The organism is Chryseobacterium sp. P1-3 (genome assembly GCF_000738495.1).
GTDB classification, from domain to species: Bacteria; Bacteroidota; Bacteroidia; order Flavobacteriales; family Weeksellaceae; genus Chryseobacterium; species Chryseobacterium gallinarum.
On the sequence record NZ_JPEQ01000003.1, the window covers coordinates 129,006 to 152,763 of the forward strand.

Annotated in this window: 20 protein-coding genes and 2 pseudogenes; 16 read left to right on the forward strand and 6 right to left on the reverse strand. The window is 38.0% G+C overall.

Annotation, left to right across the window (positions count from 1 at the left end; all coding sequences use genetic code 11):
• Positions 1-57 precede the first annotated feature (57 nt).
• Positions 58-2,209, reverse strand: a pseudogene (locus HX13_RS02640) (SurA N-terminal domain-containing protein).
• Between the two features lie 261 nt (positions 2,210-2,470).
• On the opposite strand from HX13_RS02640, the gene lon reads away from it, so the two are divergent.
• The 3 genes from lon (at position 2,471) to HX13_RS02655 (ending at position 6,682) form a co-directional block, all read left to right on the forward strand.
• On the forward strand, positions 2,471-4,876 hold the full coding sequence (gene lon / locus HX13_RS02645; protein ID WP_050019798.1) for an endopeptidase La: 2,406 nt from the start codon (positions 2,471-2,473) through the stop codon (positions 4,874-4,876).
• A 214-nt stretch (positions 4,877-5,090) separates the two neighbouring features.
• Positions 5,091-6,167, forward strand: a complete 1,077-nt coding sequence (locus HX13_RS02650; RefSeq protein WP_238554975.1) for an AI-2E family transporter — start codon at positions 5,091-5,093, stop codon at positions 6,165-6,167.
• Positions 6,168-6,304: 137 nt separating this feature from the next.
• On the forward strand, positions 6,305-6,682 hold the full coding sequence (locus HX13_RS02655) for a DoxX family protein (RefSeq protein ID WP_050019799.1): 378 nt from the start codon (positions 6,305-6,307) through the stop codon (positions 6,680-6,682).
• A 105-nt stretch (positions 6,683-6,787) separates the two neighbouring features.
• Here the strand turns inward: HX13_RS02655 and HX13_RS02660 are convergent, their stop codons facing one another.
• Positions 6,788-8,146, reverse strand: a complete 1,359-nt coding sequence (locus tag HX13_RS02660; protein ID WP_050019800.1) for an acyl-CoA dehydrogenase family protein — start codon at positions 8,144-8,146, stop codon at positions 6,788-6,790.
• Positions 8,147-8,351: 205 nt separating this feature from the next.
• Here HX13_RS02660 and HX13_RS02665 point away from each other — a divergent pair, with 205 nt between their 5' ends.
• From HX13_RS02665 to HX13_RS02710, 10 genes are all read left to right on the forward strand, one after another.
• The gene (locus HX13_RS02665; protein WP_050019801.1) at positions 8,352-9,263 is read left to right on the forward strand and encodes a DUF4349 domain-containing protein; all 912 of its coding nucleotides are present in this window, start codon (positions 8,352-8,354) and stop codon (positions 9,261-9,263) included.
• Between the two features lie 325 nt (positions 9,264-9,588).
• Entirely contained in the window at positions 9,589-11,229 is a 1,641-nt protein-coding gene (gene pgi / locus HX13_RS02670; protein WP_050019802.1) for a glucose-6-phosphate isomerase, read from the forward strand.
• 3 nt (positions 11,230-11,232) lie between these two features.
• Positions 11,233-11,823: a class I SAM-dependent methyltransferase gene (locus HX13_RS02675; RefSeq protein WP_050019803.1), complete on the forward strand. Its 591-nt coding sequence runs from the start codon at positions 11,233-11,235 to the stop codon at positions 11,821-11,823.
• Positions 11,824-11,848: 25 nt separating this feature from the next.
• Positions 11,849-12,058, forward strand: a complete 210-nt coding sequence (locus tag HX13_RS02680) for a hypothetical protein (RefSeq protein WP_050019804.1) — start codon at positions 11,849-11,851, stop codon at positions 12,056-12,058.
• Positions 12,059-12,079: 21 nt separating this feature from the next.
• On the forward strand, positions 12,080-12,964 hold the full coding sequence (locus tag HX13_RS02685) for a bifunctional 5,10-methylenetetrahydrofolate dehydrogenase/5,10-methenyltetrahydrofolate cyclohydrolase (RefSeq protein WP_050019805.1): 885 nt from the start codon (positions 12,080-12,082) through the stop codon (positions 12,962-12,964).
• Between the two features lie 7 nt (positions 12,965-12,971).
• Positions 12,972-13,601, forward strand: coding sequence for a 7-carboxy-7-deazaguanine synthase QueE (locus tag HX13_RS02690; RefSeq protein WP_050019806.1), 630 nt, complete (start codon positions 12,972-12,974; stop codon positions 13,599-13,601).
• Positions 13,602-13,948: 347 nt separating this feature from the next.
• Positions 13,949-15,013, forward strand: coding sequence for an exopolysaccharide biosynthesis polyprenyl glycosylphosphotransferase (locus tag HX13_RS02695; protein ID WP_238554976.1), 1,065 nt, complete (start codon positions 13,949-13,951; stop codon positions 15,011-15,013).
• A gap of 106 nt (positions 15,014-15,119) precedes the next feature.
• Complete coding sequence (locus tag HX13_RS02700; protein WP_050019807.1) at positions 15,120-15,872, forward strand: MlaE family ABC transporter permease; 753 nt, start codon at positions 15,120-15,122, stop codon at positions 15,870-15,872.
• Positions 15,872-16,687, forward strand: a complete 816-nt coding sequence (locus tag HX13_RS02705) for an ABC transporter ATP-binding protein (RefSeq protein WP_050019808.1) — start codon at positions 15,872-15,874, stop codon at positions 16,685-16,687. Before HX13_RS02700 ends, HX13_RS02705 begins: the two co-directional genes overlap by 1 nt.
• On the forward strand, positions 16,671-17,282 hold the full coding sequence (locus tag HX13_RS02710; protein ID WP_050019809.1) for an outer membrane beta-barrel protein: 612 nt from the start codon (positions 16,671-16,673) through the stop codon (positions 17,280-17,282). The genes HX13_RS02705 and HX13_RS02710 overlap by 17 nt, the downstream gene beginning before the upstream one ends.
• Before the next feature lie 35 nt (positions 17,283-17,317).
• Here HX13_RS02710 and HX13_RS02715 read toward each other — a convergent pair whose 3' ends face one another.
• Positions 17,318-17,629, reverse strand: coding sequence for a hypothetical protein (locus tag HX13_RS02715; protein ID WP_050019810.1), 312 nt, complete (start codon positions 17,627-17,629; stop codon positions 17,318-17,320).
• A gap of 91 nt (positions 17,630-17,720) precedes the next feature.
• A pseudogene (locus tag HX13_RS02720) lies at positions 17,721-18,528 on the reverse strand (M48 family metallopeptidase).
• Between the two features lie 105 nt (positions 18,529-18,633).
• Here HX13_RS02720 and HX13_RS02725 point away from each other — a divergent pair.
• On the forward strand, positions 18,634-19,182 hold the full coding sequence (locus HX13_RS02725; RefSeq protein ID WP_050019811.1) for a DUF4251 domain-containing protein: 549 nt from the start codon (positions 18,634-18,636) through the stop codon (positions 19,180-19,182).
• A gap of 196 nt (positions 19,183-19,378) precedes the next feature.
• Here HX13_RS02725 and meaB read toward each other — a convergent pair whose 3' ends face one another.
• Positions 19,379-20,173, reverse strand: a complete 795-nt coding sequence (gene meaB, locus HX13_RS02730; RefSeq protein ID WP_238554977.1) for a methylmalonyl Co-A mutase-associated GTPase MeaB — start codon at positions 20,171-20,173, stop codon at positions 19,379-19,381.
• A gap of 188 nt (positions 20,174-20,361) precedes the next feature.
• On the opposite strand from meaB, the gene HX13_RS02735 reads away from it, so the two are divergent.
• A complete protein-coding gene (locus tag HX13_RS02735; RefSeq protein WP_050019812.1) occupies positions 20,362-20,655 on the forward strand; it encodes a c-type cytochrome in 294 nt (97 codons plus the stop codon).
• 19 nt (positions 20,656-20,674) lie between these two features.
• Positions 20,675-20,962: a c-type cytochrome gene (locus HX13_RS02740; protein ID WP_050019821.1), complete on the forward strand. Its 288-nt coding sequence runs from the start codon at positions 20,675-20,677 to the stop codon at positions 20,960-20,962.
• 42 nt (positions 20,963-21,004) lie between these two features.
• Here HX13_RS02740 and HX13_RS02745 read toward each other — a convergent pair whose 3' ends face one another.
• Positions 21,005-23,536 (reverse strand): T9SS-dependent M36 family metallopeptidase, encoded by a 2,532-nt coding sequence (locus HX13_RS02745; RefSeq protein WP_050019813.1) that lies wholly within the window; start codon positions 23,534-23,536, stop codon positions 21,005-21,007.
• Positions 23,537-23,758 lie beyond the last annotated feature (222 nt).

A 23,758-nucleotide genomic window follows, 5' to 3' on the forward strand; every position in this document is an offset into this window, starting at 1 on the left:
CAAAAAAAAAGCGACAAAAAAATTTGTCGCTTTATATCTGTAAAAATTAATTTCTTACTATTGTTGATTTCCCAGCTTATTCCAGATTTCAATTCTATAATCTTTGATGTCAGCATTGTCCTGAAGACTCTTCATCCAGGCCTGCCCGAACATTCCTGCATTTCTCTGGGTAATAGATTCCGTAAACTGTTTAAGATCACCAGGTTGTTTGTTTACCGTTTCTGATTTTTTGATCAGAACATAAACTCCTGTTCCGCCTTCAACCGGGTTGGATAGTTTTCCTTTTGCTACTCCAAATGCAGCTCCTGCAACTTTAGGCTCCATAGATCCGGCTACTGAAGGGTTCAGTAGATTCACCTGAGCCGTCTGTTTTGAAGTGGCGAATAATTTAGCAATCTGGTCTAAGTTTGAAGCTTTAGCTGCTGCAATCTTATCTGAAATTTGTTTTGCGGCTAATTTATTCTTCACAATAACTTCAATCTGATCTCTTACTGATTCAGGATCAGCAAGACCGGCTTCTTGTTTTCCGTTCAGATACACTACAATTTTATCTCCTGTTCCGTCTACGGTAAAGAATTCCGTATCTCCTTTAGATCTCTTCTTATCAAAAGCCCAGGCAAGGATTTCAGCATCTTTATCTGTTCCTAATCCCTGAAGCTGACCGTCAAATCTCTTCGCCGTTTTAGGATTAGAGAATTGGTAGTTACCTTTCTTAGCAATGTTCACGAAATCGTTGAAAGATTTCCCTTGAACCTGCTGAATGAATTTTCTTGCTTTCTTATCAGTTTCTGCTTCTGTAGCGTCCGAAGGCTTAATTTCTTTGGTAAGGTTAGCAACCTTATATCCCATTGAACCTGTCTTTTTATCTTCAATATTGATGATATGGTATCCAAACTGGGTTTCCACTACTCCTGTAGCTCCCTTAGGATTATTTGCAAGATAAGTTAGGAATTCAGGTACAAAAGGAGTTTCCGGAGTTGTCCATCCTAAGCTCCCCCCTTGTGCGGCAGAATTCGGATCATTGGATAACTTAAGGAATTCTGTAAATTTGGCAGGTGTTGCTTTTACGATTGCCCCGATAGAATCCGCTAATTTTTTAGCCTGTTCTTTCGTTCTTGACACTCCTTCTCCTGCAGGACTTCCCTTGAAAGCAATAAGGATGTGTCTGGATAAAGTAGAATCTGAAGTCTTTTTACCTACAAGTTTAGAAAGAACATAGAAGTTTTGTTCTTTATAAGGTCCGAAAACCTGTCCTACCGCAGCAGTAGTGATCTGACCCTGTATGGTTGCAGGCAATTGCTTAGGTGTCACATACTGAGGATTAAACGGGGTATCTGAATTCGCCATAACAAACATAGAGTCGTTTTTCGTATTCTGGAAATTCTCCGTACCACCGCTTGCATCGGTACCTCCTGAATATAATTTTGTAATTTCTTTCATTGCCGCGGCATCATCAGCTGCACTTGGCTTGGAAGGGAAATATACAATTCCGATATTCCGGCTTGGCTCCGCTTTGAACATTACAGGATGTTGCTTGATGTAATTTGCAAGATCTTCTGTACTAACGTTGATTTTAGTTTTCTGAAGATAGGCAGCATAATCCACTTTTACAAAATCGATGTCAGCAAGCTGATCTCTCTGCTTCATCAATTCTTCAGCTTCTTTTTTCCCTGTAGTGATACCTGCTGAAATATTGGTAAACACCTGTCTTGCCATCAGTCTGTACTCAATAGTCTTTCTTGTTTTCAACCACTGAGTATATCCCTGAGGGTTAGTGTTTTTTAATGTTTCAATTTCTTTTTTAAGCTCTTGAGTTTTAAAATTACCTTTCTCATCAAAGAACTGTTGATTTTGGGCAAACATCTGATCGTACTGGATCTGATTCCAGAAATAGTCATCAGTCATTTCAAAGCCCAATTTCTCAAACTGCTGCTTGATAAGTTTGGATTGTACAAGTAACTGCCATGCCTGCTCTTCAAGACCATTCTTTGGGCGGCCTTGTTGTTCAGCCTGCTGCTGCAGCACGAAAAGCTGATCATTGAACTCTTCGCGGGTGATTTTCTTCACCGTTTACTTTTCCTAAAACATCAGGATTTTTACCAAAAACCTTGTCGATGCTTTCCGGGTTCACCAAGAATGCTAAAAGCGCCAGTGCTATTACTCCCATCAAAAGCCAAGGTCTACTCCTAATCTGTCCTAAAATTGCCATTTTATAAATTATAGTTTTTTATCAGTTTGCGAAAATACACATTTTTAAGAAATTACAGAAGCGGAAGTTCTTTATTTTACTTTTTAATTGGAAAGATTATGGAAATAAGGAAATTTTGACCATATTTTTTAGTAAAAAATGAATGGCATAAGTATTGTGCATTCTAGTATATTATAATATGCCACACGTTTTCAGAGCGTATTATAAAAAAATCTCTTTAACGATTAAAAACGAAAATGACAATTTGTCATGCGATCCATTATGACAGAATTTGAAGATATTAGTTTAGAAGAAATGATCAGCGACGGATTTGATATTGTAGCTGAAGAAATCAATCTTTCCGATTTTTCGGAGACTGATAAAAATTCCGAACAAAAAATAATCCCGATACTTCCCGTAAGAAATATGGTGATGTTCCCTAATGTAGTCATTCCTATTACAGCCGGGAGAAAAACATCTATACAGCTCCTTGAAGAAGCCCAGAAAAACGGAGATTTTATCGGAATTGTAAGCCAGAAAAATTCAGATCTTGAACAGCCTACCGAAAAAGATATTTATCTTACGGGAACATTGGCAAAGATCATTAAAATTATAAAGCTTCCTGAAGGCAATATTACTGCAATCACCAAAGGATTTCACAGGTTCAAGATCAAGAAGATCGTTGAAAATAAACCTTATTTCAGAGCGGAAATATCAAAACTAAAGGATACGAGACCTAAAAACCAGGAGGAGTATGATGCCCTGTTAGAAAATATTAAAGACCTTGCTTTAAAAATTATAGAGCTGGATCCTAATATTCCTAACGCAGCTAATTTTGCTATCAAAAACATCAACAATAACGATGACCTTCTGAATTTCATCTGCACAAACGCAAATTTCCCATCAGTAGAAAAACAAAGACTGCTTGAGGAAAAAAGCGTTATGGAAAGAGCAAACAAATGCTATGAAATGATGCATGAGGATTTCAGAAAGCTGGAATTAAGAAACCAGATCCACCAGAAAACGTCAAAAGATCTTGATAAACAACAGAGAGAATACTTTTTGAATCAGCAGATCAGAACGATTCAGGAAGAACTGGGAGGAGGACCCGAAAGCGATGTGGAAGATCTTATCGCCAAGGCTAAAACAAAGAAATGGAGTAAAGAAGTAGAAGAACATTTCCAAAAGGAAATCAACAGGCTACAACGCCAAAACCCCAATTCTCCGGATTATAACGTTCAGAGAAATTATTTGGATTTCTTTACTGATCTTCCATGGGAAACGTATACTAAAGATGTTTTTGATATTGCCAAAGCTGAAAAAGTTCTGGATAAAGCCCATTTTGGCCTGGAAGATATTAAAAAGAGAATCCTGGAACACATGGCTGTTTTAAAATTAAAAAACAACATGAAGTCTCCCATCCTGTTATTGGTGGGTCCTCCGGGAGTAGGAAAAACCTCTTTAGGAAAATCTGTTGCAGATGCTTTAGGAAGAAAATATGTAAGGTTATCATTAGGAGGCCTTCACGACGAAAGCGAAATCCGTGGTCACAGAAAGACCTACATCGGAGCTATGGCGGGCCGTATTTTGCAGTCTATCAAGAAATCAGGCACGTCCAATCCGGTTATTGTCCTTGACGAGATTGACAAGATCGGGCAGGGACTTCATGGAGATCCGAGCTCAGCATTATTAGAAGTTCTTGATCCTGAACAAAATAAGTCATTCTATGACAATTTCCTTGAAATGGGATACGACCTGTCAAAGGTAATGTTTATTGCTACAGCCAATTCGCTATCTACCATACAGACTCCGCTTTTAGACAGAACTGAGATCATTCAGATTGCCGGGTATACCCTGGAAGAAAAGATTGAAATTGCCAAAAGACACCTGATCAAAAAGCAACAGGAAGAAAATGGTCTGGATACCAAATCATTTAAGCTTGGAAATGCTGAGCTTAAACATATTATTGAAGCTCATACTTCAGAAAGCGGCGTCAGAACACTGGAAAAGAGAATTGCTGCTATCGCAAGATGGGTAGCTTTACAGACCGCTTTGGTCAAAGAATATGACCCTAAAATTTCTGTTGAAAAAGTAGATGAGATTCTTGGAGTACCAAGACCGAAAAGCTTATCAGAGATCACAGGTGTTCCGGGAGTAGTAACCGGCCTGGCCTGGACAAGCGTAGGCGGAGACATTCTGTATATTGAGAGCATTTTAAGCAACGGGAAAGGAACATTAACGATGACGGGAAACCTTGGTACTGTCATGAAAGAATCTGCAACCATTGCTTTAGAATACATCAAAGCCAAGCATGATGAGCTCGGAATTCCACAGGAAGACCTGGACAAGAAAAATATCCACGTCCATGTTCCGGAAGGAGCAACCCCGAAAGACGGACCTTCAGCAGGTATTGCCATGCTTACCTCAATGGTCTCTTCTTTTAAAAATAAAAAAATAAGGCCTCACCTTGCAATGACGGGAGAAATTACCCTGAGAGGGAAAGTACTTCCGGTGGGAGGAATTAAGGAAAAGCTCCTCGCTGCCACCAGAGCCGGCGTTAAAGACGTTATCCTTTGTGAAGCAAACCGTAAAGATGTAGAAGAGATCAAGAAGGATTATTTAAAAAACCTGAAGGTTCACTATGTCAACAGAATGGAGGAAGTCATCGACATCGCCATTGAAAAATAAAACAACTTATATAACATATCAACTTCTCAATAAAGAAACACGTTCCGCTACCGGGGCGTGTTTCTGTTATTCAGAAAAGTATTGTATCTCTTTATTATTCATTAATCAGTGGAATAAAATTTGCTTCGCTACAGTAAATACAAATGAATTGAATAAAAAATTCTTCAATTCATAGGGTTTTCTTATATTTATTTCACACAGCAGATTTTAAATTATGAATTTTCTTAGACTACCTTTCCTTGTCAAGCTCACCCTTGTGGTTATTTCCATCATTGGAATCGGCTATCTTCTAGCATTGGGACAAAGCATTTTGGCTCCGTTCTTTCTTGCATTCCTTATGGCAATGCTTTTCTTACCGGCAGCCACTTTTATGGAAAGAAAATTAAGGTTCCCCAGATCCTTATCTACGATGACCTCAGTATTTACCATGCTGATCATCCTGGGAGGAATTATTTATTTTTTCAGCACCCAACTTTCAGATTTCAGTAAAGACCTGCCTCACTTAAGGGAGCAATTTACTACCGTGTTCAACAATATCCAGCATTGGGTATCCAAAACATTTAACGTGAAAGTGGATGAGCAGGTAGACTATATCAACCAGGGGCTGAACAAGCTTCTCTCTTCCTCAGGAGCTATTCTGGGCTTTACTTTCGGAATATTTTCTACAGGATTCGGGTTTATTATATTCTTTACCCTATTTTTTATTTTCATCTTAAATTACAGAAGAATTTTAAACAATTTTATTGTTACTGTTTTTAGCGAAAGGCATAAAGCAAGTGTACAACAAGCTGTTACCGAGATCCGTATCATGACCAAAAAGTATATTTTCGGGCTTTTCCTTCAGGTTATTATCGTTTCTGTTCTTACTTCTATCTTACTTACTATTTTAGGTGTAAAATATGCCATTCTCCTGGCAGTTTTAACGGGCTTACTGAACGTGATTCCCTATCTGGGAATTTTTATTTCCCTTTTAATTTCCTGTTTTATTGCATTTGCTACTGCGAGTCCCTCAACATGTATCTATGTAGCATTGGGATATATTGGCATTCATGCTATTGACGGGAATATTGTCCTTCCGTTTGTTGTAGGATCAAAGGTGAAAATCAACGCTTTATTTTCTTTTATCGGAATTCTTTTAGGGGAACATCTTTGGGGAATTGCGGGCATGTTCCTTTGTATTCCGGCTATTGCTATTATAAAAATCATTTGTGAAAAGGTAGATGATTTAAAACCCTGGGGAAGATTATTAGGTGAGGAACAAAAGCCTAATAAAAAGAAAAAAAAGCTATAAAAATCTCAAAGAACATTACCCTGAAAGAAATGGATTAATCATCAATAAGCCGTAATTGGTACTTTATTTTAAATTTTTATCAAAAACCAATACAAACAATCTGTTTTTATTATACATTTGATATAAAATTTCCAATCATGAAAATAATAAAATTCATTCTTTGCCTATTATTCGGAATCATGTTTCTTAATGCAGGATTAGATAAATTCTTTCATTATAATCCTGCTCCAAAATTAACTGATGCACAAATGAAAGTGTATGCAGCTTTTGGAGAAATAGGCTGGCTATTACCCTTAGTCGGGGCCGTTGAAATAATAGGAGGGCTCTTGTTTATCTTTCCTAAAACAAGAGCATTAGGAGCTATTGTTATTTTGCCGGTAATGGTCGGAATCCTGAGTCACAACCTTTTCAAAGATCCTTCACCAACAGGTATTGCCATTTCCGGCATATTGTTCCTGATCAATATTGGAATTATTATCGATAACCGGAAAAAATATAAAGCACTGGTAAGCTAATGCTCCGATAATGGTCAATAGTAATCCATCGCTTGCCGATTTTTATAAATTCAATGCAAACAAATTCACCATTGGCTATTGACCATTCATTTATCTGCCAAATATCTATACAAAAGCACTGAAGCCTGTAATTGATCGCCCTACAATGAGCGAGTTGATTTCTTTTGTTCCTTCATAAGAATAAATGGCTTCAGCATCTGCTACAAACCTTGCCACATCATATTCCAGCAGGATACCGTTTCCGCCCATGACTTCCCTGGCTCTGGAAACAATATCTCTAGTCCTTAAAGTACAGAAAACTTTAGCTAAAGAAGCATGTTCATCTTTCAAAATACCTTCATCCTGCATTTCAGAGAGCCTGAAAACCATCGTCTGCATTGCTGTAAGGTTAGACAACATCTCTACCAGGTGTCCCTGGATCATTTGAAATGAAGCAATAGGCTTCCCGAACTGCTCCCTTTTCCGGGTATAATCCAATGCACTTTCATAAGCTCCCCTGGCACAGCCGGTCGCCATCCAGGCTACTCCTGCTCTTGTCATCCGCAGCACTTTTCCGGTATCTTTAAATGAGTTGGCATTCTGCAAACGGTTTTCTTCAGTCACGAGACAGTCTTTTAAAGTGATCAACCCGTTCTGAACAATTCGGAGCGCCATTTTTCCTTTAATCTTTTCTACAGAATATCCGGGATTATCCTTTTCTACAATAAATCCTTTTACTTCACCGCTATCCAGATCCCTGGCCCAGATGATCACCAGATCAGCAAAAGTGGCATTTCCGATCCATTTTTTCTGGCCATTAAGCACCCACCCTTCCTCTGTTTTTTTACAAGTGACGGTGAGACCTCCCGCTGCCCCGGAGCCTACCTCAGGTTCTGTAAGTCCAAAGGCACCAATTTTTTCAAATTTCTGCATCTGAGGAAGCCATTTCTGTTTTTGTTCTTCGGAACCACAAATGTAGATAGACCCCATCGCCAATCCGGACTGTACTCCAAAAAAGGTAGCAATGGAAGCGTCAATTCTCGCCATTTCCATGGCAATAACCCCTTCCATCAAAAAGGGCATTCCCGGGCAGCCATATCCTTCGTAGGTAACCCCACAAATATTAAGCTCGCGGAACTTCGGTATCAATTCAAAAGGGAATTCATCTCTAAGCCAGTAATGATTAACCAGAGGTTTTACTTCTTTTTCCATAAAAGCTCTTACTTTAAGCTGAATTTCTCTTTGGTCCGGGTTTAATGTATGGTAGATATCATAGAAATCTCCATCAATAGGAGGAAGCTCTTTCTTTTTCTTATTCGGATCAAGCATTTTCATGAGTCCTGTGAGCTGCCTGTCATCCAATTTGGAAAAATTATGCATCAATTTAGGTAAATCAACTTTTTCTGAGATTGCACTTAGCTGATCAAAATCTATGGATGTAAATAATTCAATTGCATTTCTGATTTTAGAGAAAGTATTTGACATAATGATATATTGTGGTTTGATTTGTAAAAGATAAGCAAAAATTACTCCATAAACAATCGAAAACCCTTTTGCTTATTTTACAAAACATTAAAAATCAAAACATTAAAGCGACATTTTTCTTTACAAACTTTTTACTTCCGATTTTCAAAGGTTACAAAAGAATCCTTCTGAACTTTGACCTAAGCAAACCATTAAAATCCACGTTATGAAATCTACCTACATCAAACTATCTTTATCAGCAGTAATTTTACTGGGCGTGTATTCATGCAAAAAAGGAGAAGCCTCCGCAAGCGACCTTGAAGCATATTCCAATACAGAGCCGGCAAGCAAGATGGTATCAGACAGTGTTTCTTCAGCCGCTACAATGAAAATAAAAGATAAGCAGTTCATTAAAACGGCAGATGTCAATATGGAAGTAAAAGACGTATACAATGCCACCATTTCCATTGAAAAATCCGTTCAGGATCTAGGAGGATTTGTTACACATAGCAATCTGCGAAGTAATGTTGTTTCCGAAAACACCTATAACACTTCTGATGAGGATGCCATGCTGATCAAAAAATACCAGACTGAAAATGCAATGCAGGTCCGTGTGCCTACAGCAAAGCTTGGCGAGTTTCTTACAGTAATCAATAATGATAAACTGTTCCTCAATTCCCGTTCCATCAACGCTGAAGATGTGACTTCCAGCATCAGATATGCAGAAATGGAAAGCCAGCGCAACAAAAAAACAGCTGAAAACATCAGCCAGCTTAAAACAAATAAAGATAAAGTAAGGCTGGATGACAACAATATGACAGAGGGCAATCTGCAGAAGCTCTCAGGTATGGATATTGCAGACAATCTGAAATACAGCACCGTAGACATTTACATCAAAGAACCTAAGCTCCGGATTGCTGAAATTGCCGTTACCAACACCACCCGTATTGATAATAAATACAAATTCAATTTTATTTATGATGCAAAAGATGGTTTGGTATATGGATTTTACCTGATCCAGAAAATCATTGTTTCGCTTATTAATATCTGGCCATTATTATTAATTGCTGCCTGTGTAATCTATTTTGTAAGAAAAAGAAAGGGGGCAAAACCTAAACAAAGCAAAATTCCTGATTAAAGCTATCCTAACCGATAAGGTTATCATCATAATTTTAGATTTTACAGCCTCCTTTTCAGGAGGTTTTTCTGCTTAAAGCGGTAACGGCTTTCATACCGTCCTAATACTATCAGAAAACTACAATTAAAAATATCTTCAAAGTATGTAAAAAAGCAAGCCTCAGGTCATTCCTGTGATTTTGTTTTTTTAAAAAATCGTTATTTATCGTCTCCAAATTTATTTGAGGTTTTATTTTTCCTTAAATTTGCCAATCAGAAATAAAGTATGGTAAATTTTTATGGATTTTACCCTTTAATTAATTTCTGAGCTATATAAATTCCTAAATATGTTATCAAAAATAAATCCTATACAAACCAATAGCTGGAAGGCACTTGATGAACATTTCGGCGAAAATGATTTTGACCTGAGAAGTCTTTTTCAGTACAATCCTGACCGTTTTGCAGAATTTTCTTTACAGAAAGAAAATTATCTTTTTGATTATTCTAAAAACCTGATTGATTCAAAAACGAAAGAGCTTTTATTGAGTCTCGCAGAAGAATGTCAGCTAAAAGATGCCATTTCTAAAATGTTCTCCGGTGATAAAATCAACGAAACAGAAGGAAGAGCAGTTCTTCATACTGCTTTAAGGGATTTTTCCGGTAAAGAAATTCTTGTGGATGGCGAGAATATCAAACCACACATTAAAAGAGTACTTGATCATATGAAAGCGTTCTCCGAAAAAATTATTTCAGGAGAGCATAAAGGTTTTAGCGGAAAAGAAATTACTGATGTTGTCAACATCGGAATCGGAGGTTCAGATTTGGGGCCCGTGATGGTTTGTTCAGCTTTAAAACATTTTAAAACAAGGTTAAATGTACATTTTGTTTCCAATGTAGACGGAAATCATATTGCAGAAGTTGTCAAAAGCCTAAATCCTGAAACAACTTTGTTTATCATTGCTTCTAAAACATTCACGACACAGGAAACGATGACCAATGCCAACTCGGCAAAAGACTGGTTCCTGAAAGCGGGAAAACAGGAGGATGTGGCCAAACATTTTGTTGCCTTGTCTACTAATATTGAGGAAGTTAAAAAATTCGGAATTGCAGAAGAAAATATTTTTGAATTCTGGGACTGGGTAGGCGGAAGATATTCTCTATGGAGTGCTATCGGACTAAGTATTGTATTGGCTGTAGGCTATGAAAACTTCGAGCAGCTTTTAAGAGGCGCCTATGATACCGACCTGCATTTCCAGACTGCTGATTTTTCTGAAAATGTTCCTGTCTTAATGGGGCTTTTAGGAATCTGGTACCGTAACTTTTATGCAGCAACCAGTTATGCTATTCTTCCTTACTCGCAGTATCTGGACAGATTTGCCGCTTATCTGCAGCAGGGAGATATGGAAAGCAACGGAAAATGTGTAGACCGCAATGGTGAATTTGTGGAATATGAAACCGGTCCTATTATTTGGGGCGAACCCGGAACAAACGGGCAGCATGCATTTTATCAGCTGATCCACCAGGGCACGGAATTGATTCCTGCAGATTTTATTGCCTATGTAAAAAGTCCGAATACTATTTCCGACCATCAGGAAAAGTTATTGGCCAATTTCTTTGCACAAACTGAAGCACTTGCCTTTGGAAAGACTGAGGAAGAAGCTGAGGAAGAACTGAGGAACTCCGGAAAATCTGAGGAAGAAACAGACCGTTTAGTACCTTATAAAGTCTTCCACGGAAACACGCCTACCAACTCTATACTATTCAAGGAATTAACTCCATTTTCATTGGGACAGCTGATCGCAATGTATGAGCATAAAATCTTTGTTCAGGGCGTTATCTGGAATATTTTCAGTTTCGACCAGTTTGGAGTGGAATTAGGAAAAGTTTTAGCCAATAAAATCCTTCCCGAGCTTGAAAACAATGAGCCGGTAAACTCACACGACAGCTCTACCAACGGACTGATTAATTATTATAAAGGAAATAAATAGCAGATGTCTGCCTTACGATCATATTATTATAAGCTCCCTCCAGGCCTTAGATTATTAGGAAGAAAAATTTATTATTTTCCTATTGATCTGTATGAAGGGCTTACCGGGAAAAGAGCTGAAAATGAGCCTAAAAAAGGAGATATTTATGTAGGCAGCAGTGATTTTATCCCCCACGGAATCCGCCAGATGAATGTTTTAAAGAAATATATTGCTTTAAAAAATTCTGACCACGTGCTTGATATAGGATGTGGAATCGGGAGAACGGCTGTCGCTTTAAGCGGATTTATAGATAAAGGAACGTATGACGGGTTTGACGCTGTAGAAAAGGGAATCATATGGTGTAATAAGCATATTCACTCAAAATATCCCCATTTCAATTTTAAATTCACACCCATCTATAACGATCTGTATAATACTTACAGTCAAAAGGCTGAAGACTTTACATTTCCTTATGAAAATGGCCGGTTTGATAAGGCTTTTCTCTTTTCCGTATTCACGCATATGCAGATTCCTGAAATCAGAAGATACCTGCAGGAGATCAGCAGGGTACTGAAAAAAAGACGGGCAATGCCTGGCAACTTTTTTCCTGTATGATGTTTCCGGAAATGAAAGCGGAACAATGGATTTCCCTTATCAGTATGATGGTTACAGGCTGATGGATGACAAAGTAACTGCAGCCAATATAGCCGTGAGCATCCCATTATTAAATCAAATGGCTTACGACGCAGGACTGAAAGTAACGACTATAAAAGAAGGCTTCTGGAGAAATGATGTGGAAAAAGAAGGTGCTGATGAATTCCAGGATATTGTAGTATTTAATAAAATCTAAATAAAAGTAAAAAAAGTAAAAATGGCAGAAATTCTTGACGGACTTAAAGTATCCAAAGAAATAAAAGCAGAGATCAAAGCTGAAGTGGAGAAGATCCTTCAAAGCAAAAGAAGGGCACCACATTTGGTGGCAATTCTTGTAGGAAACAACGGAGCAAGCAAAGCCTATGTAAATGCTAAAGTAAAAGATTGTGAAGAAGTAGGCTTTCAATCCAGCTTAATTAAATTCCCAAGCACCGTTTCCGAATCAGAATTATTGGAAAAAATTGAAGAACTGAATAAATCTAAAGCTGTTGACGGATTTATCGTTCAGCTTCCATTACCGGACCAGATTGATCAGGAAAAAATCATCAATGCAATCGATCCGAGGAAAGATGTGGATGGCTTCCATCCTGAAAACTTCGGAAAAATGGCACTCGAAATGGATACTTTCTTACCTGCCACTCCTTTTGGAATTCTGACATTGTTAGAAAGATACAATATTGAAACCAAAGGAAAAGATTGTGTGATCATAGGAAGAAGTAAAATTGTAGGAAGACCGATGAGCATCCTGATGGGAAGAAAAGATTTTCCCGGGAATTCTACGGTTACCCTTACCCATTCTTATACTAAAGATATTGAAGAATATACTAAAAAGGCAGACATCGTTATTACCGCCCTGGGAGACCCTCATTTCCTGAAAGGTGAAATGATCAAAGAAGGAGCAGTAATTGTTGATGTAGGGATTACAAGAGTAGATAATGATTCTCCAAAAGGATATTACCTGGCGGGTGATGTAGATTTTGACAGCTGTGCCGCAAAAGCAAGCTGGATCACCCCTGTACCCGGAGGAGTAGGCCCAATGACAAGAGCAATGCTGATGAAAAATACCATCATTGCTTACAAAACTTCGGTCTATAACGACTAATTTTACAATGAATAAAGAACAAGATATTTTATTAAAAGAAGGTAAAATGCTCCCTGTAATGGAGCATTTTTACACTTTACAAGGAGAAGGAGCCCACACCGGAAAAGCCGCTTATTTCATCAGATTAGGAGGATGTGATGTGGGATGCCACTGGTGTGATGTAAAAGAAAGCTGGGATCCGGATCTTCATCCGTTAATGGATGCTACAGCAATTGCAGAAACAGCTGCTAAACATTGTAAAACGATTGTTCTCACCGGAGGGGAACCCCTGATGTGGAATCTGGATATCCTTACATCCAGATTGAAGGAACTAGGATGCAGCATTCATATCGAAACTTCCGGAGCCTATCCGATGAGTGGCCAGCTGGACTGGATTACCCTTTCACCCAAGAAAACAGGATTGCCTAAAGAAGAGATTTATCAGAAAGCCAACGAGCTTAAGGTAATCATCTTTAACAATCATGATTTTACATTCGCACAAGAACAGGCTGCCAGGGTTTCTGAAAACTGCAAGCTGTATCTTCAGAGTGAGTGGAGCAAGAGAAATGATATGTATCCTAAGATTACAGATTTTATTCTGGAACATCCTGAATGGCAGGCTTCTGTTCAGACCCACAAATATCTGAATATCCCATAAAAATATGTAAATTAGCTGCTATTCCGATAATACCGATAGATGCAGAGAATTCGATACTCTAGATACCTGAAATCGATCATTATTTTGCTTGACCTCATGGTTATTGCATCTATCTTCATATTCTTTTTCATAAGCAGAAATGAAAGCTTAAAGTTCCACAAGGAAACCTGGTATCAGAATGTGTTTTCGTTGATTTTGCTGTTTTTGTTCTGGATGCTCCTGAGTGGTAGAACAAAAATATACAATATCCCGAGGAACCTGACGTATACTCTTTTTCTTGAGCGCCTGCTGATCCATTTCCTTTTTTTTTATCCTGGGGGTTCTGCTTATCGGGAAGGTGAGTAAAAATGTTTTTTTTTAATTCGGATATTTATTGGCTCTCTCTTTACCTGTTGGTTTTTATTTTTCTGGCGAAGTCTATTATTTTCTTTGCCATCAAATACCTCCGGTCTCTGGGGGCCAATTACAGGAATGTCATGTTTCTGGGCGACAGTGGGTCTACGGAGATCTTGAAAAATATATTTGAAGACCGGAAAGATTACGGATACCGGATATTTGAGTACGAAAAGGCAGAAATTAAAGCTTATGAATTAGTCGAATTTTGGAAAAAAAACGGAATTCATACTTTATTCTTATCCACAGAAAATTCATTTTCGGAAGATACCGAAGCTCAGATTTTTAAAATGGCTGAGGAAAATAAGGTTCACATTTCATTAATCCCGAGTATTACACAAAGTGATTTTTTCCTTTATGATCTGGGATATATCCAGACCCAGCCGGTGCTTAACCAGGCCCGGTATCCATTAGATTATTATGCTAATTTTCTGATGAAAAGGGCCTTTGATATTATTTTTTCCCTGGTCATCCTTATTTTTATTTGCTCCTGGGTATTTCCGATTATTGCCCTACTCATAAAAACAACCTCAAAAGGACCGGTTTTTTTCCTGCAAAAACGATACGGATTCCATGAAGAAGTTTTTAACTGTATTAAATTCAGGACCATGGTCATCAATGATGAATCTACTACCAAAACCACACAGGTGAATGATTCCAGAATCACCAGGGTAGGCAAGTTTTTGAGGAAAACCAGCCTGGATGAGCTCCCGCAGTTCATTAATGTATTAAAAGGAGAGATGTCTGTTGTAGGGCCCCGTCCTCATATGCTGGCTGTAGATAATTATTACAAACCTAAAATAGGAAGATACAGCCTGCGCAGCATGGTAAGTCCCGGAATCACGGGATTGTCACAGGTAAGCGGCCTTAGAGGGGATTTCGGAGATATAGAAGTGGAAATGAAAAAACGGATTCTGGCTGACGCCTTTTATGTCAGGAACTGGAGTTTTGTGTTGGACCTTGTCATTATATTAAAAACCGTTTTATTAGTGATAGGTGGAGATAAAAATGCAAAATAAGGAATCCACGGGATCAAAATCGCTTTAAAATAACTTTAACACTAAACCGGGCCTGGCGTTACCTTGAACTCTGGCCTAATTAAATAAAAAAGTCTAATTTAGCAGCATGTTAAAAAAGTTTTTCACAGCAGTAGGGGAATATATGCTCCTTCTAGGAAAATCCTTACAGAAGCCTCAGAAAATGAGGGTTTTCTGGAAGCTGTTCATGAGAGAAATTAATGATTTGGGAGTCAATTCATTTGGATTGGTTGTCTTTACATCTATATTCGTAGGAGCGGTAGTCGCCATTCAGATGTTCAATAACTTTGATGCTTCGTCGTTTCCTATTCCCACTTCTTTCGTTGGATATGCTACGAAAGCTGTTTTAGTGCTTGAGTTCTCCCCTACCATTATCAGTCTGATTCTGGCAGGAAAAGTGGGATCTTATATTGCATCCAGCATCGGAACGATGAGGGTTTCTGAGCAGATTGATGCATTGGATATTATGGGAGTGAATTCCCCTAATTTTTTGATATTCCCTAAAATTATTGCCTGTGTCCTTTTTAATCCCCTTCTTATTGCTATCAGTATTGTATTCGGTATTGGCGGTGGTTATGTTGCCGGGATTTTAACCGGAAACTGGACAGAAAATGACTATATCGTCGGAATTCAGATGTATATGCCTAACCTGTTTATTTATTATGCCTTTATTAAAACCATTGTTTTTGCTTTTATCATTGCCACCGTCCCTTCCTATTTCGGATACAATGTAAAAGGCGGATCTTTGGAAGTAGGTAGAGCTAGTACACAGGCTGTAGTCTGGACCATGGTATTCATTATCATTTCCGAATTAATTTTAACCCAATTAATATTAAGCTAATGATTGAGGTAAAAGATCTTAAGAAAAGTTTTGGTGATGTTGAAGTACTTAAGGGAATTTCAACTTCATTTGATAAAGGAAAGGTAAACCTGATCATTGGGCAGAGTGGTTCCGGGAAGACAGTATTCCTTAAAAGTTTACTGAATGTATATATGCCGTCTTCGGGAGAAATCTTATTCGACGGTAAGGATATCAACACCATGACAAGAGATGAGAAACAGCATCTCCGCTCGGAAATCGGAACTGTATTCCAGGGAAGTGCATTATTTGACTCTTTAACGGTGGAAGAAAATATTATGTTTCCACTGGATATGTTTACCAATCTTACCTACAGGGAAAAAAAGAAAAGAGTTTTTGAAGTAATCGGAAGAGTACACCTTGATAAAGCTGATAAAAAATACCCTTCTGAAATTTCGGGAGGAATGCAAAAAAGGGTGGCCATTGCCAGGGCAATTGTGAACAATCCTAAATATCTGTTCTGTGATGAGCCCAATTCAGGACTGGATCCTTATACTTCCAAAGTCATTGATGATCTTCTTTACGAAATTACGAAGGAATACAACACCACCACTATCATCAATACCCATGATATGAACTCTGTAATGACGATTGGTGAGAAAATTGTATATCTGAGGTTAGGTATCAAAGAATGGGAGGGTAATAAGGATATTCTGATTACCGCAGGCAATAAAAATCTGATTGACTTCGTTTATTCTTCAGAGCTGTTTAAGGAGCTGAGAGAATATTTGCTTGAAAATAATAAAACAATTGAAAATACAATTACAAAAATAGATGATAATGAAAAAGGTACTTAGTATAGCGTTAATAGGGTTTTCAATGTTGGCTTCCGCACAGATCTCCCTGGCAGGTAAAGCCAATTTAATCTTTCCTACAGGCTCACCTTCATGGTCCAACATTAAAGGAACTGTGAATGATGCTATTGAGGGAACAGGAAAAAACAATGTAGGATTCAACGTGGGACTTTCCATGAAAATAGGATTGCCTACTTCATTGTTTGTGATGCCGGAAATCTATTATACCCATTTCAAAAATGAGTTCACTACAGAAAACACTACTTTTGATGTAAAAAGCAACCGTATTGATGTTCCGGTTCTTCTGGGATATAATCTTTTAGGTAATATGCTAGGTGCATTTGTAGGACCTGTTGGAAGCTTCAATCTAAACAAAGACAATACGTACAATGATTTTAAAGAAAATGCCAAAAATGATTTTACAGTAGGATATCAGTTTGGAGCACAGCTTGAAATCAAAAAACTTATTGTGAATGCAAGATATGAAGGTGCTTTCAGCAAAGACCAAAGAAACTTTATCAACAGGGTTTCCGGCTCGGAAATCAGATATGACAACAGACCCAACTTATTTATGGTTGGTTTAGGATACAAATTTTAATCATTTCGAAAATAACAACTGTAAAACCCTCAGATTCAGATCTGGGGGTTTCTATTTTGATTATCAAGCTCAGCCTGGCGCTTTGCGATATCAGCGGCCTGCTTTTCCAGCTCTTCTTTTTCTTTCTGCAGTTGCTTAAATTCTTTTTTCTTTTGCTCTGCCTTCATAGCACTTCCTTTACTTACATATCCTACCATTCCACCGATAATGAGCCCTATACCTACTCCCGCCATCATACCCATAACGTGGGAAATTTTAATTTGTTCTACAGCAAAATCAGTAGTAAGATAAAAAAGTAAGGCCGAAACAGCCAAAAGAATAAGTCCGGTAATTGATAAACTCTTCATAATATTGTGTTTAGGTGTTTACATTAAAAAGCCTTACCAAATTTACTAAAAATTTAATAAGGCTTATTCAAGATTAAAATTTTATACTAGCTTATATTTTTCCTCCTGCTGCCTTATAATATTCCAATGCTTTAGGAAGATCTTTATTGATATCAGAAATTCTTGTTTCCGGATTCGGGTGGGTAGATAAAAACTCCGGTTGTCTGGAGCCTGTAGATGCCGCCTCCATCCTGTTCCAGAAAGGAATAGCTGCTCTAGGATCATATCCTGCCATAGACATCAGGTAAAGTCCCATTTCATCAGCTTCAGATTCCTGATTTCTTCCGTATTTCAATAAAGCAACCTGTGAGCCTATCGGGTATACTTTCTGGAATATACTGGCCCATTGTGCATTGGAAATTGTACCTCCAAGGATAGCCCCTCCGTATTGAGCTACCATCGCCTGGGAAATTCTTTCATTACCATGGCCAGCCAACGCATGGGAAACCTCATGTCCCATTACCACGGCAAGCCCGTTGTCATCTTTAGTTATTGGTAAAATCCCTGTATAAACAGCTACTTTACCTCCCGGCATACACCATGCATTCAGCTCGTTGCTTTGCAGAAGATTAAATTCCCAGCTGTAATTCGCAAGATCTGCTGATCTTCCTATACTCTGGTAATATCTTTCTGCCGCATTTTTTTATTCTGCTTCCAACATTTGCCACTCTTTTTGCATCTGCCGTACCGGTAATCACTTTTCCTTTAGACAATGTCGTTCTATATTCCTGGGCAGACATTGTTAAAATTTCTGAATTATTGGCCAGCTGTAAAGAAGATCTCCCTGTAATCGGGTTGGTAGTACAGGCAAGAGCCGACAGAGCAATAGCTCCTATTCCTAATAGATGTGTAACTTTCATAGTTTGAGTGTTAATAATTCAACTTTAACAATTTTTATTCCAAAATATTCCGGATCATATATATTTGCATACATTTTGCTATTTAAATGTAATAATTATCTCATTATGAAAAAGTATATTTCTCTTCTGTTTATTTTTGGATTTTTGTTCTTTTTCCAAAGCTGTGCTTCACAAGGTTCATTAGATTCAAAAACAGTAGATGCATTAGTCGAATCACAGGAGTTCACATTTAATGCCCAGAGAGCAAATCCTACCAATTATGATGTAATCAACATCATGAATTCGATGCCTAATGCTACAGCAACAAGAATGTTAAATCTTAATGGAGATTATACTATTGAATTAAGGAAAGGAAATCTGGAAGTTGTTCTTCCTTATTTCGGAAGATTATTTAATCCTACTTATGGTAGTGCCAGTGATAACAGCTATAGATTCACATCAAAAGACTTTACCATCACGAAGGAGCAGAATAAGAAAGGGAAATGGACATTAAAGATCAAGCCTAACGATGTAAAAAATGTAAGCGAGATCAATATCGAAGTCTTTAAAACCGGTAAGGCTTTTGTTTCTATGAGAAGTAACGACAGGCAGCCTATCACTTACGACGGATACATTTCAAAAAATGAAGTGAATCAGGAAAAAGCTAAGCTTTAATCCCTGTTTTCTCCGGATAAAAATTTTTCAACAAATAATTTAGCTTCAGTACTTGGATTCGAAACCAGTTTCTGAAGCATTTTTTTTGTGTATGCGATAGGCTTCTTCTACAGCATTACTTTTTTTCATCAAAGCCAGGATATATTCCTGAACCCAATATTCAAAGCGTTTTTCGGCCTGCCGGGTACGGACTACCTCAAAAACGTCCTGTTTTCTTTTTCAGGTTTATAAATTCGGCAATCTTATTATAGACCTCATTCAGTCCTTCATTATGTAGTGCTGAGCCTAATAAAACAGGAATTTTCCAGTCTTTTTCTTTAGGGGGAATAAAATCGAGTGCCCTTTTCAGCTCCAGTCTTGTATTTTTTGCTTTCTGAAGATTATCCTGGTCAACTTTATTAATGAAAATAAGGTCTACCATTTCCATTATTCCTCTTTTTATTCCCTGGAGCTCATCCCCTCCTCCGATAATTTTAAGAAATAAGAAAACATCAGTAATATCAGCTACCAGAACCTCCGATTGTCCTACGCCGACAGTTTCGATTAAGATATAATCGTAGCCTGCTGCTTCGCAGATCAACATCGTTTCAAAGGTGGTATTGGCTACTCCTCCTAAAAATCCCGAACTTGGGGAAGGACGTATAAATGCATTTTCTTCTTTAGCCAGTTCCTCCATCCTGGTCTTATCTCCTAAAATACTTCCTTTATTGATAGAAGAGCTTGGATCAATGGCGAGAACAGCTACTTTTTTCCCCTGAGCAATGACCAGCCTGCCGAAATTTTCAATAAAAGTGGATTTTCCTGCACCAGGCACTCCGGTTACTCCTACCCTGACGGAATTCCCCGTAAAGGGCATTATTTTTTTCAAAAGTTCTTCTGCCTGTATCCTGTGTTCTGCTTTTTTACTTTCAACCAGCGTAATGGCTTTTGCAATCAGGCGTTTGTTTCCTGATTGTATCCCTTCTATTAGCTCTTTTGTAGAAAATTTCATTGATTCAAAAATAATAATTAAAAGTGAATGATCAATGCTTAATGGCCAAGTAAAAAGGCGAAGTGCTGTGTTTTATTTTTATGATTGCAGGCATATTCAATTTTTATTTCTTCTAAATTAAAACTATAAAACACTGTAACAACGGCCTAGGGAATTTATTACATTTGTTATCTATCAAAATAAGAAACATGAAAAAACTCATCGCTGCAGCATTTCTTACTGCTATCCTGGTAACCTCTTGTACTCCAAAAGCTTCAACGGCAACAGCTACTGCAGGAACCGCGACCTCTACAGCTGAACAAATTGCCCAGGGGAAAACCATTTTTGAGAATTCATGCGGAAGATGCCACAAGTTACCGGATCCCGCCTCACATAATCCTGTACAATGGGTAGGAATTATGAATTCAATGGCTCCAAAAGCAAAACTGACAGATGAGCAGCATCAATGGGTTTACGATTACATCGTTTCAGTAAAAAAATAATCATTAAACAAATATGGATATGAAAAAATTGATTGTAAGCAGTATTGCAGGTTCAGCACTGTTGCTATCCTGCGGACCTAAGAGCGTTGCTGTAACCGGGCCCAAGTATACCTCATCTGAACAATTGGCTCAGGGAAAGACTATTTTTGAAAATGCCTGTTCAAAATGTCATAAATTACCTGATCCTGCAAAACATGATGACCAGGGCTGGATCAAAACGTTAAGCAGAATGGCCCCAAAAGCCAAGCTTAGTGATGATCAGCATCAAATGGTATATGATTACCTGATTTCAGTAAATAAAAAATAAGCTTTCCGTTGAAAGCTTATTTTTTTGCCTGCGTTAACAAATTTATCTTACAATAAGTTTTTCAACCTGTATTTTATCTCCTTGCCGGATATGAACCATATACACTCCTTTTTGCAGCTCTTTGGTAGAAATTGCTTTTTTAGAAGCAGCTTCCCTGGAATCAGAAAACACTAATTTCCCGGACATATCAAACATGGTAATTTTAACTTCTTTATTAGATTTGTCGATATTTCCTACAAAGAATTCATCATAAGTAGGATTAGGGAATATAACAAACTTATTATCTGTTAATTTAACATCCTGGGTAGCTAAAGCCGAATTACATTCCTGTGGTACCGTAAAATCCTCAACCTGATCGTTGGCTACAGATTTAACTCCTGCAGAAGCATTAACTCCTAATCCTCTTTTAGCGAAAGCAGCCCAGATCATACATTTATCAGCTCCTGCATTTTTAACAGCATCGGCCTGAAGAATAGCATCTCTCCCATCAATAAAAGTAGGATTACACGCCTGAAGTTTAAGCGCATCCACTACTATTTGCAGCACCCTGGCATTTCCGGATGTAGCACTTGCCAGAACATCACTATTATAACCATACTTTTCAATATACTTCCAGGTAAGATCCCATAACATTGTTGCCCAAATGAATCCTATTCGGTGAGCCCCTGAAACCGTATTTGTTCTTATATAAGTATAATTGTTCACAGAAAAATCAGGGGAATATTTAGCAAGTCTGATTCCTCCTCCATCTGTTGGTTGATTTTTAACATAGGTTCCGATTCCCCTTGCTAAAGACGAAGTATCCCCAGGCCTGGTTGTCAGCATTAATGCAAAATAATCTGACCATCCTTCTCCCATCTGTTCTGCAGAAACAGAGATCTTAAGACAGCCATACCCTGGTCCTGTTAATCTGTTTGAAATACCGTGTCCATATTCATGAGCAATAATACCATTATCAAAACTTGAATGCTTAAAGCCGTTATAATCAAAATTCAAGGTAGTATTGACTATTGTTCCTCCACTAACCTGACTCACGAGATATTCTCCTTCTGCTTTACCCATCATAATAGAAGGGATGGTTACATCGTACACAGTATCATCATCACCCATGGGTACAGGATCCGCATTCACCGGATCATAAATAATGGCTCCTACCGCTCCGGCCGTCTGCATATTTTTAACTTTCGTTTTAAAGCTGCATGCCCCTCTTCGGGCAATACCTATTTTTCCTGTCAAGCTTCCTGCAGCCAGCGCAGTACAAGCACTATTGGGAGTAGAAAGACCAAGATCGCCTGTTACAGACTGTCCACCAAATAAAAGAGATCCGAACACGGCTCCTCCTGTTGCTACTTTAGGGCGGTTAACAATTGAAGCAGGAGCATTATACTGATACCTTATCACCGGATCATTGGCTGTTTCTACTCTATCCCAGAGATACATTTGCATTCTCGGCTCCGCCAGATAAGTTTGTCCGGAAATTACGGTTTCATATCCCGGATTAAAGTTTGCGTTATTAAGTCCGCTTCCATCAAAAGCCTCAGCTCTTACGGCATCTCCTTCCAACCCTCCTTTACCAAAATTGTTGTCTTGATAATTTCTTGCGGTCTCCGTAAATCCAAATTTGTAGAAGATGTCATGTATCTTGTTATTCATATAAAACAAATTTGTAATGGAAGCATCTTTATACATGAAAGGGTTCTCGTATCTTCCATCTGCAAAAGGGAAATCAAAATTACGTGAGCTTCCTCCATCCGGGGAATATCCTGGGGCATCCATATCATCCTGATCGGAGTAAGCGTATACATTATTTCCTCTGGTATTGGTATACGTATTTGTTCCATCGGAATGCCATCCTTCAGGGGAAGCTGTCAGATCCCAAGGATTATTGACCACCGACCGGGAGCCAAATGTGGGAGCTTCAACAGGCAAAGCAAAAACATTATAGGAAGCATTACCCGGTACAAGCAGATTTGTTGTTTTACTTTGAATCTTTTTTCCGGAATGATCTTCTGCTGTTTTTCCGGCTCCGTTGCCCGGGTGTGAAATACTTTCAAAATTACAGCTCAAGGTTGTATTGCTTTTGTGAAGTATCTCCCCGCTGTTTGCATCAGCAATAACATGCCATATATCAGAAGAGTTTTGATCTGATATAAACATTTCCTTAGCAAGAATATAAATCCCGTTTTTTTCAAAATATACATCCGGAAAATAGTCTGTTTTAGAGGTTTCACTGACTGCCAGTTTCCGTTTAACAAGATCTTCCGGAAACATTTCTTTAACTTTTTTCTGATCAGATACTACAATATTCCGTTTAAATTCATTCTTTTCAGAAACAATTTTTCCGTCCTTAATAAGCACCTTACCTAAAGCATTAAAAACTCTAAGCCCGTTATAAGTTTGCTGTACGTTGACAATATTAACCCCAAGACTTTGAGAATGATCTTCATTTAAAATAAGGATTCCTGTTTTATCACTGCCATTAGTGAGTAATTCATTTTTTTTGTAATACTCCTGAATAATGATATTAGAGTTTTGTGCGCTGATGTCACCAAAAGCTAAAAAAAGCAGCCACAATAACTGGCGTTAAAAATAGTTTTTTATTCATCTTACATGTTTTTAGACAAGCAATTTATGCTTTATATACATAAAAACATTGCAATAATTATTAAATTCAAAATAAAACAAGCAATTTGTTAAATTTGCCGTTTTTTAATTGTTTTTATTCGTGCTTTTATAGCTTATATTTTAATAATTTCACATTACCTCTTTATTAAACACCCCATAAGCTTGCCGTGC